Genomic DNA, 14,056 nt, shown 5'->3' on the forward strand with positions numbered 1-14,056 from the left:
GATTCCATCACGGTCGCGATAGGGGCCCGCCACTAGCCTGAAAGCCTCCCCTTCCACAGGAGCTCCCATGCCTGCTTCCCGCATCCGCCTGCACGTTGAAGACACCGGTGGCGACGGTCGCCCGGTCATCCTGATCCACGGCTGGCCGCTGTCCGCCGATGCCTGGAAGACGCAGGTGTCGATCCTGCGCGATGCCCAGTACCGCGTGATCAGCTACGACCGCCGTGGTTTCGGCCGTTCCGACAAGCCGGCCGAGGGCTATGACTACGACACGCTGGCGGCCGATCTGGCCGGGTTGATCGAGGAGCGTGACCTGCGTGACGTCACCTTGGTCGGCTTCTCGATGGGCGGCGGTGAGGTGGCGCGCTATGTGGCCAATCACGGGCAGGATCGCCTGCACAGCGTGGTGTTTGCTGCTGCGGTGCCGCCGTATCTGCTGCGCAGTGACGACAATCCGGAAGGGCCGCTCACCCAGGAAAAGGCCGATGAAATGCGCAGCGGTCTGGAGAAGGATCGCGAGGCCTTCTTCGATGGCTTCACCCGCGACTTCTTCAGCGCCAATGGCCAGTTGATGGTGACCGAAGAGACGCGTCAGGCGGCGATCGCGCTGTGCCATCAGTCTGATCAGACTGCGGCGCTGGGCTGCATGCATTCCTTCGCCACCACCGACTTCCGCGAAGACCTGAAGAAGACCACCGTGCCCACCCTGATCCTGCACGGCGACAGTGATGCCATCGTGCCCTTCGAGCGCTCTGGCGAACGCACCCATCAGGCGATTGTCGGCAGCGAAGTGGTGATCCTGGACGGTGCGCCGCATGGCTGCAACACCAGCCATGCTGATCACTTCAATCTGGCACTGCTGAACTTCCTACGTTGAGTGACGTGATTCCCATTATCTTTGTGACTGGATCGATAATTCTCATCACATTTGGCTGGAGTTAATGAAGACTGATACGTTCGGGTCGATACCGTTGCCGGTACTCCAGCGAGATGAAAATGGCAACGGAACTAGCTTTCAGCATTGAATTTAACGACACCATCAACGCAGAGCGCGCCTACGAGCTGTACTGGGCGGACGTGATTACGGACAAGCGCGCGTTTCTTTGCCCCGAGCACGAGAGTGGCTGTCCAGCAAAGTACACCTGCGCGAACATGGATACCGAGCAGCTTCAATTGAAGCAGGTGCCCCACTTCCGCAATCAGCACGATAGCGAGCTGCACATGGAGGGCTGCCCCCACGTCGCTGAGCTCGACGTGCGGGGATGTAGCGGAGAAAGCCGTCCCAGCGAAGTGGGACAGCCGGCGCCAGACCGATTTCTTCTGACGCGCCCTGTGGGACATTTCGATGTTCGCCAGGGTACAGCGAGTGAGACTGACTTTGGTGCCGGCGGCCGCAGCGGCAGCGGGGAAGCAAGCGGAACGCGCAGCCGTCGCACCCAGTTCTACTCGCTCGCCGCGCTGGTATCGCGCTGGCTCAAGGCCAGGCAGGACAACATGGATGACACGATGATTGTCAGCGCAGGTACACAGGAACCAATGACCTATCGGGAGCTGTTCGAGAATTTCTTCGAGAAGCGTCCTTACCTTTCTGGGAACACGCGCGTGTACTGGAGTAAGGCATGGATCCGGAAGACAGACGATGGCTTCAAGATCATTTTCTGTGAACCGATCACGGCCCTTGTCGGCGAAATGCTGGCGGAACCTTTGCGTCCCTCTGCGATGGTGTGGAACAGCGTCTTGGCGGCATCGGAGATGAAATCCCTGCATGCCAGGCGTCTTCAGCGCTTCGCGGAAAGCGAAGCACCCTGCGTGGTATTCCTCTATGGGACTCCCGCGCTGCAGGAGAAGCACTCACGGACCTATCTGAACTTCGACGTGAAGAGCTTGGATCTTGTTGATGTGCAGGGTACCGATATCTTTGACAGGATCCGACGTCCCCAAGACTGAGTAGCTTTGGCCCATCAGTAGGACCAAGGGGACGCCAGCCTTGGCGTTCCAATGTCCCGCCGGCCGGATTCGTGATACGTGAGTCTCGCTGGCGGGCAGATGTCCGCAAATTGAGCGCAGTGACTTCAAACCAGCGTCATGATTGCCGCTTCATTCGCGAGATTGTCCTGCGTCCGAATCGAGCCTTGCCACGTTCGGGCAGTAGGATGCCGCATAGGGATTGTGAGCCGTACCGGGAGATCATATGAGTGACGTGGCGATGTTGTTGGATGCTGGGCTTCCCGTAGCTGTCGTCGCGGTGATCAGTGGCGTAGTGCTCGGCGCGAAAGTAGTACAGGCGCTATGCGCGTACCTTCGTCAGGGGCGAAAGGAGTGTCTGGAGCTGTGGGATCGCTCAAAGGTAGATGATGCGTTCTGGCTGGAGTCATATATCAACCATCGATACAACGTGCGTTCTCCCCCGGCGGATCTGGTTCGAGCGTGCCTAGAGGCAGGTAATTCGACAACGATGATGAGGGATCTTGTCATGAACTGGCGATTCTTCCAGGGAAATTCCCTGCCTACATTGCGCTGGCGTGGCGCCAGCAGGAACCACCCGATTCTTCTCTGGGTTGAGCTGGCGATGCTCCCTCTGGTCTATTTTGGTTTCGTTGTTCTGGGCCTATTGGTTATCGACAAAGGGGGGGAGAGGGGGATTGTGGCTGCGGGCCCGTTGATTGCATTGGGTGCACTGAGCTTCTGGTCGTTCCTGACATTGATCGGCGCACGAAGAGCGCTATCTGATCTGAGAAGGCAGGATGAAACAGATGAGCGGGTTTCGTTGTCGCATCCGCCAGCCGACAAGCACAGGGCGCTTGGTTAGGATGGTCCTTTGTTGTCATGGATGAACCGATGGTCTCTGCCGCTTCGCGCTTCTGCCGCATCTGTGGTCCCGGCCCGATCCTGATGGTGCTGCAGGTGGTGGCGCTGCTGTCGATGGCGCTGGCAGCCGGCTTCTTCCACTACCGCGTGGATCTGCTGCTTGAGCCGGTGGATGAAACCTGCGGCGGCCCGGATCCGGTGGCACGCATGCAGGTGGCGGAGCAGTTGATGGCCCGTTCGCTCGCGCTTGAGCCTTGGCAGCCGTTGCATTGGATTCCGCTGGCCGGCGTGACACTGGCCATGCTGGGCGCGATGTCGATCAGTCTCTATAGGCTCGGGCGCCTGCCGGGGAGACTGCGTTTGGCCAACTGGGGAATGATGGCACTGCATGGCGCGATACTGGCATTGGCCAGTTGGGCGCTGCGTCTGTACGACACGGCGTGGACCAGCGTGGCGACGCTGTCTCCTGCGGCGTGCCTGGTGGAACTGGGCGAGCAGGGCAGGTTGCCGCTGGCGCAGGCGCAGCAGGTGGTGTTCGAGATCCTCACCCATGAGCATGCGCCGCTGCTGCGCAACCCCGATGATCTTGCCCTGGTGCTGGTCGCGCTGATGCTGACGGCGATGACTGCGGGATTCATGCTGTGGCGGGCGATCGTGCGGATACGCGAGGCGGAGTTGCCTGCGGCGTAGCTGGCTTGGCTGGGCCAATGGCGTATGGCTGATCGCGCACGTGCCGCCGCAGTGCATTGCCGGCTGAGCACTCTTCCTGCCATGGGCCCGCAATCGCGCTACAGTCCATGCCTCGCCCCTGCAAGGAAGTGCTGATGCGTTGGTTGCTGCGTGCTGTGCCGTTGCTGCTGTGTTCGTTGGCGGTACATGCCGCCGAAGTGGACCGCCGGATTGCGGTGACCATCGACGATCTGCCCTGGGCACGGGTGGATGAGATCGTGCCGCCGGATCTGCAGGCACGCCATGAGGCGCTGATGGCACAACTCCGCCAGGCGGGTGTGCCGGTGGTGGGCTTCGTCAACGAGAACAAACTCGAAATCGACGGGCAGGTGCAGCCGGCGCGGGTGCAGATGCTGCGCGACTGGCTGGACGGCGGCTACGTGCTGGGCAACCACACGTATTCGCACATGGATCTGAATGCCAAGGGCGTGCCTGCGTTCCAGCGGGATTTCCTGCGTGGTGAAACGGTGCTGCGGCCCTTGCTGGCCGAGCGCGGACTGAAGCCGCAATGGATGCGCCATCCCTATCTGCGTGCCGGGCGCACGCCGGAAGAACGCGCGGAGATGGACGTGTTCTTCAAGGCGCACGGCTACCGCGTGGCGCCGGTGACGGTCGACAACAGTGAGTGGGTGTGGGCGTTCGCCTATGCCAATGTTATGAACGAACAGCCTGACTCACCCGAGCGCGAGGCGACGCTGGCACAGCTGCGCAAGGGCTATGTGCCCTACATGCTGAACAAGCTGGACTACTACGAGAAGCAGTCGCAGGCGCTGCTGGGCTATACGCTGCCGCAGGTGTGGTTGATGCACGCGAACGAGCTCAATGCAGCCACGTTCGCCGAACTGGTGGCGGCGACGAAGCGGCGCGGCTATCGCTTCATTTCACTGGACGAGGCGATGCGTGACCCGGCCTATGCGCGTGGTGCCGAGGGCTACAGCGGACGCTATGGCCCGAGCTGGCTGCACCGCTGGGCGATGGCCGAGAAGAAGCCGAAAGACTTCTACGCCGGAGAACCGGTGGTGCCGGCGTGGGTGATGAAGCTGGCCAAGGTGGATTCGGAGTGAGGCTCAGCGCTTGACGGCCAGCACACCGTCCAGCGCCAGTTCGGCCTTGAAGCCGGCCTTTTCCAGGCGCTTGGCTACTTCACGCGGCACGTCGCGGCCGCTGGTCAACTTGTTCGGCGCGCCGGTGTAATGGAACAGGCGTCCGCCCTTGCGGATGACGCGGGCGAGGTGGTCGTAGAACACCTGCGAGTACAGCTCGCCGGCGATGCCGAAGCGCGGCGGGTCGTGCAGGATCGCGTCGACACTGTTGCTGGCCACCTGTTCGATCTGCTGCGAGACGTCCCCGTGGCTGAACCGCAGGCGGCCACCGGCCGCAGCCGATTCCGGATCTGGAGACCACGGGTTGAGCGTGCGCAGCCACATCACATCGGCGTTCTTCTCGAACGAGCGGATCTGGCCGACACCGGCTTCCAGCGCGCAGGCGGCGAAGTAGCCCAGGCCACCGCAGGTATCGAGGATGACCTTGCCGGCCGGGGCAACCAGCTCGACCTTGCGGCGCGCGTCCTCGAACGGTGACAGCTTGGAGGTCGGCAGCATCTTGATGCCGTCGATCTCGAAGGTCGGTGCGCCCCATTCGGTCGGCACCAGCTTGATCAGCGAGCCGCTGTAGCGCGAGATCGGTGCGAAGTCCTCGCCGTCCCAGTAGTACAGCGTGCGGTCCTTCAGCTTGCCCGGCCACGGGTAGGCCTGGCCACGGAAGTGGAAGCCGTCGGCGTTCAGGGCCACGCTGTCCTGGCTCCGGCCCAGGTCGAGCGAGCCCTGCCATTCAGCAGCGCCCTTGTCATGGGCACGGCGCAGGTTGTCAGCGCTGTCGCGGGTCAGCAGGGGGCCGGTGTAATGGGGCACGGCGGGTACCGGGGCGGTTCGGGGGAGGGCATGGTACCGCAGGGCTTGGCAGGGTTACTGAGATTCCGTAGTACAGGCCCAACCGGATGAGGGACTTGGTAGAGATGCAGTACCCAATGAGGGCGTCATGCCCATGGCGGCGCAGAATTCTTCGTGGAAGGCTCGTGCCGCTGAGGGTTGAAGAGCGTAGTGATAGGTCAGTATTCCTTCTTCATTTCTGATGAGAAGTTGCTGCATGCATATCATGTTTCCAGAACTGTCAGGGGCCGATGTGCTACGGATGACGATAGGCGTCCCGGACAGACTGTAGTCGGCACTCAGTTGGCCTGGAAGGCACGATCCTGATAGGAAAGTCAGGGATTGAAAGATGGCGGCGATCATCGGGATGGGATCATGAGCCTGAGCAACGAGGGCGACTTCGTCACCCTCACTGCTTCGTCAAAGGGTTTGGATGTCAGTTGGCTCTGATGGAGCCGCGATTGCTTGCACAGGCACGCGGTACACAGCCTTCCATCAACGTATTCATTGTCTGTGGGGCATGAGCGAAGCAGAGTACTCTTGCGGTATGGCTACCCACTGTGTTTGGTGGGTAATACTCGTTATAGAAGGTATGGCACCTCCCGTTGTCTATTTGCGCGCTACCCTGGATGTTCCCGCTGACTGAGCTGTTGAATCTTACGGTTCCGTAGGAAATGAAGTTCTGGCCAGCTGATACCTGTCCATTGGGTGCATAGGCGATTACATAGTCAGTACTCTTTGCGTCGCTAGCACTGTTCGACTCGATGCTTGAGCAATGCCACGCGGCGCTTCCTGGCCCCACTGTGATGGACTCGCCCTTGGCGGGGTTCATCCCGATATCCGCGCAGGAAGCCTCGTGATACTGCTTCGTCGCTTCCGTTTGATCGTCGTAGCGATATACATACTGTCCCTTCGAGTTGCGATTGAGGGACTGCTCCACACTGATCGTTCCCCCAATGAAGTCAGGCCATTCCGCGCTGCGGACGATTCTTGATGGGGTCTTTGCTTCGTCAGCGATTTGTCCATCAGCTGGAGCTCCGTCTCCTGCCTGAACGGATGCAGAGACAATGAACGTGAGAATCGCTATCTGCAGTTTCATTTGAGCCTCTCAGATCTGAGTGAGGCTCCATCTTCATTACTTGCCCCATTGCATTTTGGGGCGCATCAGGCAGTTCTTCGGATTTCAAACATTTCTCAATTCTGTCTGTCGCTATTGGCACTTCACCGCATACACCGGCCCAGCCCCGATCAGCATCAGTGCCATGTAGTCACTGTCGCTGGCCTTGCCCTTCAGCGTCGCGCCCTTGTTGAAGTGGAAGATGCCGAAGCCACCGGCCATGCGGATCAGGGCGCTGTCGATCTGATCGGCGTCGTCGCGGAAGTAGCGGCTGATCTCGCTGCGGGTGGCCTTGTGCAGGGCATTCGGCTCGCGCTGCCACTGCTCGCCACGGCTGAAGGAGACGAAGTACTGGCCGCCTTCCTTCTCGATGCGGAAGTCGGCCGGTTTGCGCGCACTGGTGGCGAAGCAGCCCTGCAACGGGTCGGCGCTGAAAGGAAGCCCGGCATCACCACTGCAGGCGGTGAGCAGCAGGAGGGCACCGGGCAGCAGCAGGCGGAGCGTGCGCATGGGATGTCCCGACGGGGCAGGTGCGGCTAGTGTAGGCAGCGCACGGGCGTGGTCCGTACAGAAATTCGGCAAGGACACAGGGGTTTTCGGATGGCGAAGGGCAAGGCACCGTGGTGCGGCGTGGCGAGTTGGCTGGGGATCTTGGTGGGCTGGGGCGCGGGCAGCCTCGCTGCGCAGGCGGCGGTGGCCGCAGGCGGCAATGGCATGGCTGCGGGATTGGGCGTGGGGGTGCTGGGCGCGGCGCTGGTGGGCTGCGGTCTGGCGGTGGCCTCGCGCGTGCGCGGCGAGCGCTGGCCGTGGATCGGCATCGGTGGTGCAGTGCTGAGCGCGCTGCCGCTGCTGATGTACCTGCTGCGGATGATGTTGAAGCTCTAGCGGTAGTGCCGGCCGCTGGCCGGCACCTGCAGGTTGTGTGCGGCGTTCATGGGGTTGCCGGCCAGCGGCCGGCACTACCAGATGCGGGTCAGGCGCTGCGGTGAATCTCCACCGTCACGTGCACCAGTTCCTCATGAATCGCCAGCGCGTTGCGCACGGTATCGGCATCCAGACTGGCGTCGCTGGTGACCACACTAGCGCTGACCGCGTACTTGCCGCGACCCACCTGCCAGACGTGCAGGTCGGCCAGGCGTGCCGGCCACGGGCCCTGTTCGATCACTTCGCGCACTTCGGCCACCACCGGTGCATCCATCTGCGCGTCGAGCAGGATGCGGCCGCTGTCGCGCAGCAGGCCGATCGCCCAGACCGTCACCAGCACGGCGCCGACGAGGCCCATCACCGGGTCCAGCCAGGTCAGGCCCAGCAGCTTGCCGCCAAGCAGGGCGACGATGGCCAGCACCGAGGTGGCGGCGTCGGCCAGCACGTGCACGTAGGCCGAGCGCAGATTGAGGTCGTGACCGTGCGCATGGCTGTGGTCGTGGTGATCGTGATCATGCCCATGGTGATGGTTGTGCCCATGCCCATGATGGTGATGCGCGTGGCCCGGGCTGTCGTGCAGCCACCAGGCGCAGAGCAGGTTCACGCCCAGCCCTACCGCCGCGATGGCGATGGCTTCGTTGTAGTGGATCGGCGCCGGTACCCACAGCCGCTCCAGTGATTGCACGGCCATCAGCGCGGCAACACCAAGCAGTGCGATGGCGCTGGTATAGCCGGCAAGGATCTCGATCTTCCAGGTGCCGAAGGCGAAGCGCGGATCGTGTGCATAGCGCCGCGCACAGCGGTAGGCGAACACCGACAGGCCCAGCGCCAGCGCGTGCGAACTCATGTGCCAGCCGTCGGCGAGCACGGCCATGGAGTTGAACCACCAGCCGCCGACGATCTCTACCAGCATCATGGCGACGGTGAGCCACAGGGCGCGGCGGGTATTGCGTTCGGCCAGCGGGTTGCCGTCGTCGAAGCGGTGTTCGTGGCGGCGGGCGGCGGCTAGGGCGTCCAATTGCATGGGGGCGGGAGCTGGAGTGGATACCCTCATAGGGTATATGATCGCGCCATGGCTCATGTACACAAGAATCGAAAGCAGCTGCTGACCCGGGTGCGCCGTATCGCGGGTCAGGTGGCGGCATTGGAGCAGGCGCTGGACAGGCCCGAGGGTGAGGCTGGCGACTGCGCGGACGTGCTGGTGCAGGTGGCCGCCGTGCGCGGTGCGGCCCACAGCCTGCTGATGGAGCTGCTGCACGAACATCTGCAGGAGCACGTGGTCGGCGCCGAGGACCCGCAGCAGCGGGCGGCTGAGGCCGAAGTACTGGTGGAGCTGCTGCGCCGCTACGGCAAATAGCAGGGGTAGTGCCGGCCGCTGGCCGGCAACTGCAGGTTGCGTCCGAAGCTCATGCGGTTGCCGGCCAGCGACCGGCACTACCCGCGGCGTCCGAAGCTCATGCGGTTGCCGGCCAGCGGCCGGCACTACCCGCGGCGTCCGAAGCTCATGCGGTTGCCGGCCAGCGGCCGGCACTACCCGTGGCGTCCGAAGTTCATGCGGTTGCCGGCCAGCGGCCGGCACTACCCGTGGCGTCCGAAGCTCATGCGGTTGCCGGCCAGCGACCGGCACTACCCGCGGCGTCCGAAGCTCATGCGGTTGCCGGCCAGCGGCCGGCACTACCCGCGGCGTCCGAAGCTCATGCGGTTGCCGGCCAGCGACCGGCACTACCCGTGGCGTCCGAAGCTCACGCGGTTGCCGGCCAGCGGCCGGCACTACCCGTGGCGTCCGAAGCTCATGCGGTTGCCGGGCAGCGGCCGGCACTACCCCGCGTGCCGGTGCCGCGCGTTCCAGATATGCGTGGCGGCCAGCAGCAGGCTGCCGGTGACGGTCATCGGTGTTTCCCATGCATGCGTCGGCAGCGCCAGTGCGCCGGCCAGCAGCAGGCCAAGACCCACGCCGGCGGTGGCCCAGGCCAGTACCGGCAGCGGGTGACGGCGCTCGGCCCGCCACAGCGCGTAGCCGGTCAGCGGCAGGGCGATGGCCACGAACAGCAGGTGCACCCATTCCGCTTCGGCCCACGCGCCGAACAGGGGGAGCGCGGCGGCCAGCAGGGGCAGCGCCAGGCAGTGCAGCAGGCACAGGCTGGACAGGGCGACCGCGCCGGCATCAAGCAGGACGGCAGAAGGCGACTTCATCGGGGGAGGTTCCTTGCGCAACAATTGTTATACAGTAACATTTCCGTTCCGCAGCCAACCCGCTCCGACATGAACACTGTTTCCCGCGCCGACCGTCGCCTTCCGGTCACCGTGCTGTCCGGCTTCCTCGGGGCCGGCAAGACCACCCTGCTCAACCAGATCCTGCGCAACCGCGAGGGCCTGCGCGTGGCGGTCATCGTCAACGACATGAGCGAGGTCAACATCGATGCGCAGCTGGTGCGCGAGGGTGGCGCCGAACTGCGCCGCACCGAAGAGACGCTGGTGGAGTTCAGCAACGGCTGCATCTGCTGCACGCTACGCGACGACCTGCTGCAGGAAGTGCGGCGCCTGGCTGATGCGGATCGCTACGACTACCTGCTGATCGAATCGACGGGCATCGGTGAACCGATGCCGGTGGCGGCCACGTTCGCGGTGCGCGACGAGCACGGTTTCAGCCTGAGTGATATCGCGCGGCTGGACACGATGGTGACGGTGGTCGACGGCAGCGCATTCCTTGCCGACTTCGGTTCGACCCTGCGCCTGGCCGAGCGCGGCCAGCAGGCCGGGCCGGACGATGATCGCGGTGTGGTCGACCTGCTGTGCGAACAGGTCGAGTTCGCCGACGTGATCGTGGTCAGCAAGGTGGACCAGGTGGATGACGAAGTGTTGCAGGACACGCTGGCGGTACTGCGTGGCTTGAACCGGGATGCGAAGCTGCTGCTGTCCAGCTTCGGTGATGTGCCGTTGGCCGAGCTGCTGGATACCGGTCGCTTCGACATGGAGCGTGCGCAACGCGCGCCGGGTTGGGTGAAGGAGCTGCGTGGCGAGCACACACCGGAAACCGAAGAGTACGGCATCGGCAGCTTCGTCTACCGTTCGCGGCGTCCGTTCCACCCCGCGCGATTCGCCCGCGCGCTGCAGTCCGGCATGCCCGGCGTGATCCGCAGCAAGGGCTGGTTCTGGCTGGCCAACCGCATGGATTGGGTAGGCGAGTTGAACACCGTGGGCGCGGCGACGCGGACGCAGGCGGCGGGTTTCTGGTATGCCGCGCGCGACCGCGTGCGGGCTAGGCTGGAAGACACCACACCGTTGTTGCCGCCGACGCCGTTGCCTTACAGCGACCTGGGATGGGCGCGGCAGCAGGCCGATTGCTGGAGCGCGCCGCTGCCGGGGCTTGAGGAATTCCCGGATTCGGCCGCGCACACGGCGATGCAGCGGCTGTGGCACCCATTGTGGGGTGATCGCCGCCAGGAGCTAGTGGTGATTGGTGTGCACATGGACGAGCGCGCGGTGCGTGCGGAGCTGGATGCGTGCCTTCTCAACGACCAGGAGCTGCGTGCGGGGCCATTGTTGTGGCACCAGTTGCCGCAGGCGTTCCCTGTGTGGAAGCGTTGACGGTGCATTGATGATCCATGGGTTGCCGGCCAGCGGCCGGCACTACCCCTGGTTGATACGTCATGCGTGGATGGATGCATGGCGGAGTCGAGCATGGCTCGACTCTACAGACTGTCGCGCCATTGCCAGCTGTTGGCGGTGACCTGCAATACCTGCGTCGGCCGCAATGCCTGCAGCAGATGCAGGTCGTGGCTGACCATCATCAAGGCACCCGGCCATGCCGCCAGCAGTTCCTCCAGTGCCTGCAATGCGCTTAGGTCCAGTGCATTGCCGGGCTCGTCCAGCAGCAACAGCTGCGGCGCGGGATCGGCGTAGAGCACGCTTGCCAACGCCCCCTTCACCCGTTCGCCATCGCTGAGGCTGCTGGCGGGGCGCTGGATGCGCTGTGCGTCCAGACCCAGTAGTGCGAGCCGAGTGCGCAGTTCGCCCGGGTCCGCCCCCGGATTGGCGGCCTGTACGCTATCGAGGATGCTGTGCTCGCCGGACAATCCCAGCAGTTGCTGGTCAAGCAGCGCCAGTGGCGCGTGGCGTTGCACAGTGCCATCGCGCGCTCGCAGCTGGCCGGCCAGCACACGCAGCAGGGTGGATTTGCCACTGCCGTTGTCACCGACCACGGCGATGCGCTGGCCGCGACGGATCTCCAGCTGCAACGGGGCACTGCAGCCATGCGGCAGCACCAAGGCCTCGGCCTGCAGCAGGCGCGTGCTGCCACGTTCCCCCGCACCGGCAAACAGCGCCAGTTCCGGCGCGGTGTGAACCGCGGATATCGCTGCACGCAGCTGCTCTGCACTGGCCTGCAGGCGTTCTGACTGCACCTGCTGCGCGCGACCAAGGCTGGCTTCGGCACGCTGCTTCTGGCGGCCGAGCAGGATCGGTGCCTGGTTGGCCTGCTTTGCTTCGCGATTGCCACGTGCCTGACGTTGCTGCTGGCGTTCGTTCTGCTCGCGCGCGCTGCGTTGCTGCTGTCGGTGCTGGGCGCGCGCATGGTCGAGCTGGGCGGCGGCGGCTTCGCGTTCGGCGGCGCGCACTTCGGCATAGTGCTGCCACGCGCCGCCATAGCGATGCAGGCCACGCGCATCAAGTTCGACAATCTGCTGCATGCGGCCCAGCAGTTCGCGATCATGGCTGATTGCCAGCAGGCCGCCGCGCCATTGCTGCAACTGCTTGTACAGCTGCTGGCGATGACGCGCATCAAGGTGATTGCTGGGTTCGTCCAGGATCAACCAGTCGGCGCCGCTGGCCCACGCGCCGGACAGCGCCACCTGCATCGCCTGGCCGCCACTGAGGCGTGCGGCAGGCTGGGCGTGATCGAGATCGTCGGGCAGTCCTAGCGCCTGCCATTGCTGCTGCAGGCGTTCGCGCAGGTCCCAGCGCTCGCCTACGCAGGTGAAGTCGGCCTCATCGACGCTGCCGGCTTCGATGCGTGCCAGCGCGGACAGCGCTTCACCCACACCGGCCAACTCGCCCACGGTGCCGGCTGGTGGATAGCCCGGTGTGGGCAACAGGAACACGCGGTCACTGCCACGCACCTGGCCACTGTCGGGCGACAGCCGCCCGGCCAGCAGGCGTGCGAGCACGCTTTTGCCGGTGCCATTGGCACCGACCAGGCCGGTGGCGACCGGTTCGAAGGAAAACGACAGATCGGAAAACAGCACTCGGCCGTCGGCCAATCGATACGACACGCGATCGAGCGTGAGGGAATGCGGGGTCATGCGACCTCCATGGATGCCGGGTTCTCCCCTGCGCGCAGGGGCGGGAAGAGTCAGGCCGTCTAGTGGGAAGACGGCGGCATCAATGGCGCATTGGTCGCGAGCCTCTGGGAGGAATGAGGGGAGATTATACCGCCCGCAGGGCGTGCGAATTTTAGAGTCGAGCTTGCTCGACTGCTTTTGAGGAGCAGTCGAGCAAGCTCGACTCTACGTGGCACGGCCATCGAGCGCGGATCTACCGGCCTACGGCACGGTTTCCAGGCGTGCGCTGACAAAGTCGATGAACACCCGAAGCTTCGGAAGCACGTGGCGGCCCGAGGGCCACAGCAGGTGGAAGATGCCGCAGGAGTGCACGTGTTCGTCCAGCACGGTCAGCAGCCGGCCATCGGCCAGCGCATCGCGTACCGAGTGCACTGGCACGAAGGCCAGTCCAATATCGCGCAGTGCCAGCGCCACGCGTGCTTCGATGGTGTTGGCCACCATGTGCACGGGTAGTTCCTGCGGTGCTTCATTGCCGGGCCACTGGATCGGCCACAGCTCCAGCTTGCCGGTGCTGGGGAAGCGGTAGTGCAGCAGGGTGTGCTGCAGCAGATCGGCCGGCGCACGCGGAACGCCGCGGCGCTGCAGGTACGCCGGCGAGGCGACGATGCGGCGCGGGAACACGCCCAGGCGTCGGGCGTTCATGCGTGAGTCGCTGGGTTCGCCGACGCGTAGCACAGCGTCGAAGCCTTCCTCGATGACATCGACCAGCCGGTCGCTGAAATCCAGGTCCAGACGGATGTCCGGGTAGGCGGCCATGAACTCGGCCATCAGCGGCAGAGTGAGATCACCCACCAGCGGCAGGCCGATGCGCAGCGTGCCGCTCGGTGCGGCATGCGGCTGCGCCAGCTCGGTGCGCGCGGCATCGCGCTCGTCGAGGATGCGCCGGCAGCGTGCCAGGAACAGCTGGCCCTCGGCGGTGAGGGTGATGCTGCGCGTGCTGCGGTGGAACAGGCGCACGCCGAGTGCGTGCTCCAACCGTGCAACGCACTTGCCGGCGGCCGAGGCCGAGATGCCCTGCAGGCGCCCCGTCTCGACGAAGCTGCGGGTGTCGGCGGCATGCACGAAGGTCTGCAGGTTGGCGAGGTTGTCCAGGACTGACATGGGCGTGTGGGTAATGAAAGCGGCAGGGTAGGTGGCGGCGATCGCGGAGGCAGGCGCCGCCACCGCAACACTGTGGTGCGGGACGATGCGGCGACCGTTGCGGCCTTGCA

Annotated in this window: 14 protein-coding genes; 8 read left to right on the forward strand and 6 right to left on the reverse strand. The window is 64.4% G+C overall.

The window, feature by feature from the left end:
• The first annotated feature begins 67 nt into the window (after positions 1–67).
• The 5 genes from SMAL_RS02005 to SMAL_RS02025 all read left to right on the forward strand — a co-directional run bounded on the left by SMAL_RS02005 (position 68) and on the right by SMAL_RS02025 (position 4,601).
• Positions 68–877, forward strand: a complete 810-nt coding sequence (locus tag SMAL_RS02005; protein WP_012509892.1) for an alpha/beta fold hydrolase — start codon at positions 68–70, stop codon at positions 875–877.
• 113 nt (positions 878–990) lie between these two features.
• Positions 991–1,947, forward strand: coding sequence for a hypothetical protein (locus SMAL_RS20600; RefSeq protein ID WP_139103709.1), 957 nt, complete (start codon positions 991–993; stop codon positions 1,945–1,947).
• A gap of 244 nt (positions 1,948–2,191) precedes the next feature.
• The gene (locus SMAL_RS02015; protein ID WP_012509894.1) at positions 2,192–2,809 is read left to right on the forward strand and encodes a hypothetical protein; all 618 of its coding nucleotides are present in this window, start codon (positions 2,192–2,194) and stop codon (positions 2,807–2,809) included.
• 29 nt (positions 2,810–2,838) lie between these two features.
• The gene (locus tag SMAL_RS02020; protein WP_012509895.1) at positions 2,839–3,498 is read left to right on the forward strand and encodes a hypothetical protein; all 660 of its coding nucleotides are present in this window, start codon (positions 2,839–2,841) and stop codon (positions 3,496–3,498) included.
• Between the two features lie 134 nt (positions 3,499–3,632).
• Positions 3,633–4,601 carry a polysaccharide deacetylase family protein gene (locus SMAL_RS02025; protein ID WP_012509896.1) on the forward strand — a complete coding sequence of 323 codons (969 nt, stop codon included), beginning with the start codon at positions 3,633–3,635 and terminating at the stop codon, positions 4,599–4,601.
• A gap of 3 nt (positions 4,602–4,604) precedes the next feature.
• Here SMAL_RS02025 and SMAL_RS02030 read toward each other — a convergent pair whose 3' ends face one another.
• Together SMAL_RS02030 and SMAL_RS02035 are read right to left on the reverse strand one after the other, a co-directional pair.
• Entirely contained in the window at positions 4,605–5,447 is an 843-nt protein-coding gene (locus SMAL_RS02030; protein WP_012509897.1) for a class I SAM-dependent methyltransferase, read from the reverse strand.
• 1,228 nt (positions 5,448–6,675) lie between these two features.
• The gene (locus SMAL_RS02035) at positions 6,676–7,092 is read right to left on the reverse strand and encodes a hypothetical protein (RefSeq protein ID WP_012509899.1); all 417 of its coding nucleotides are present in this window, start codon (positions 7,090–7,092) and stop codon (positions 6,676–6,678) included.
• Between the two features lie 90 nt (positions 7,093–7,182).
• Here SMAL_RS02035 and SMAL_RS02040 point away from each other — a divergent pair, with 90 nt between their 5' ends.
• Complete coding sequence (locus SMAL_RS02040; RefSeq protein WP_012509900.1) at positions 7,183–7,467, forward strand: hypothetical protein; 285 nt, start codon at positions 7,183–7,185, stop codon at positions 7,465–7,467.
• Positions 7,468–7,555: 88 nt separating this feature from the next.
• Here the strand turns inward: SMAL_RS02040 and dmeF are convergent, their stop codons facing one another.
• The gene (dmeF, locus tag SMAL_RS02045) at positions 7,556–8,530 is read right to left on the reverse strand and encodes a CDF family Co(II)/Ni(II) efflux transporter DmeF (RefSeq protein WP_012509901.1); all 975 of its coding nucleotides are present in this window, start codon (positions 8,528–8,530) and stop codon (positions 7,556–7,558) included.
• A gap of 48 nt (positions 8,531–8,578) precedes the next feature.
• Here dmeF and SMAL_RS02050 point away from each other — a divergent pair, with 48 nt between their 5' ends.
• Complete coding sequence (locus SMAL_RS02050) at positions 8,579–8,863, forward strand: metal/formaldehyde-sensitive transcriptional repressor (RefSeq protein WP_012509902.1); 285 nt, start codon at positions 8,579–8,581, stop codon at positions 8,861–8,863.
• Positions 8,864–9,324: 461 nt separating this feature from the next.
• Here SMAL_RS02050 and SMAL_RS02055 read toward each other — a convergent pair whose 3' ends face one another.
• Positions 9,325–9,699: a MerC domain-containing protein gene (locus tag SMAL_RS02055; protein WP_012509903.1), complete on the reverse strand. Its 375-nt coding sequence runs from the start codon at positions 9,697–9,699 to the stop codon at positions 9,325–9,327.
• 69 nt (positions 9,700–9,768) lie between these two features.
• On the opposite strand from SMAL_RS02055, the gene SMAL_RS02060 reads away from it, so the two are divergent.
• Complete coding sequence (locus SMAL_RS02060) at positions 9,769–11,094, forward strand: GTP-binding protein (protein ID WP_012509904.1); 1,326 nt, start codon at positions 9,769–9,771, stop codon at positions 11,092–11,094.
• 104 nt (positions 11,095–11,198) lie between these two features.
• Here SMAL_RS02060 and SMAL_RS02065 read toward each other — a convergent pair whose 3' ends face one another.
• Together SMAL_RS02065 and SMAL_RS02070 are read right to left on the reverse strand one after the other, a co-directional pair.
• Complete coding sequence (locus tag SMAL_RS02065; RefSeq protein ID WP_012509905.1) at positions 11,199–12,806, reverse strand: ABC-F family ATP-binding cassette domain-containing protein; 1,608 nt, start codon at positions 12,804–12,806, stop codon at positions 11,199–11,201.
• A gap of 240 nt (positions 12,807–13,046) precedes the next feature.
• Entirely contained in the window at positions 13,047–13,946 is a 900-nt protein-coding gene (locus tag SMAL_RS02070; RefSeq protein ID WP_012509906.1) for a LysR family transcriptional regulator, read from the reverse strand.
• Positions 13,947–14,056: the final 110 nt, after the last annotated feature.

It is taken from the genome of Stenotrophomonas maltophilia R551-3 (assembly GCF_000020665.1).
Classification (GTDB): Bacteria; Pseudomonadota; Gammaproteobacteria; order Xanthomonadales; family Xanthomonadaceae; genus Stenotrophomonas; species Stenotrophomonas maltophilia_L.

Bases quoted from the DNA above. Each gene is read 5' to 3' on its own strand.
- SMAL_RS02005 (WP_012509892.1), top strand. From the start codon at position 68: ATGCCTGCTTCCCGCATCCGCCTGCACGTTGAAGACACCGGTGGCGAC.
- SMAL_RS20600 (WP_139103709.1), top strand. From the start codon at position 991: ATGAAAATGGCAACGGAACTAGCTTTCAGCATTGAATTTAACGACACC.
- SMAL_RS02015 (WP_012509894.1), top strand. From the start codon at position 2,192: ATGAGTGACGTGGCGATGTTGTTGGATGCTGGGCTTCCCGTAGCTGTC.
- SMAL_RS02020 (WP_012509895.1), top strand. From the start codon at position 2,839: ATGGTCTCTGCCGCTTCGCGCTTCTGCCGCATCTGTGGTCCCGGCCCG.
- SMAL_RS02025 (WP_012509896.1), top strand. From the start codon at position 3,633: ATGCGTTGGTTGCTGCGTGCTGTGCCGTTGCTGCTGTGTTCGTTGGCG.
- SMAL_RS02035 (WP_012509899.1), bottom strand. From the start codon at position 7,092: ATGCGCACGCTCCGCCTGCTGCTGCCCGGTGCCCTCCTGCTGCTCACC.
- SMAL_RS02040 (WP_012509900.1), top strand. From the start codon at position 7,183: ATGGCGAAGGGCAAGGCACCGTGGTGCGGCGTGGCGAGTTGGCTGGGG.
- dmeF (WP_012509901.1), bottom strand. From the start codon at position 8,530: ATGCAATTGGACGCCCTAGCCGCCGCCCGCCGCCACGAACACCGCTTC.
- SMAL_RS02050 (WP_012509902.1), top strand. From the start codon at position 8,579: ATGGCTCATGTACACAAGAATCGAAAGCAGCTGCTGACCCGGGTGCGC.
- SMAL_RS02055 (WP_012509903.1), bottom strand. From the start codon at position 9,699: ATGAAGTCGCCTTCTGCCGTCCTGCTTGATGCCGGCGCGGTCGCCCTG.
- SMAL_RS02060 (WP_012509904.1), top strand. From the start codon at position 9,769: ATGAACACTGTTTCCCGCGCCGACCGTCGCCTTCCGGTCACCGTGCTG.
- SMAL_RS02065 (WP_012509905.1), bottom strand. From the start codon at position 12,806: ATGACCCCGCATTCCCTCACGCTCGATCGCGTGTCGTATCGATTGGCC.
- SMAL_RS02070 (WP_012509906.1), bottom strand. From the start codon at position 13,946: ATGTCAGTCCTGGACAACCTCGCCAACCTGCAGACCTTCGTGCATGCC.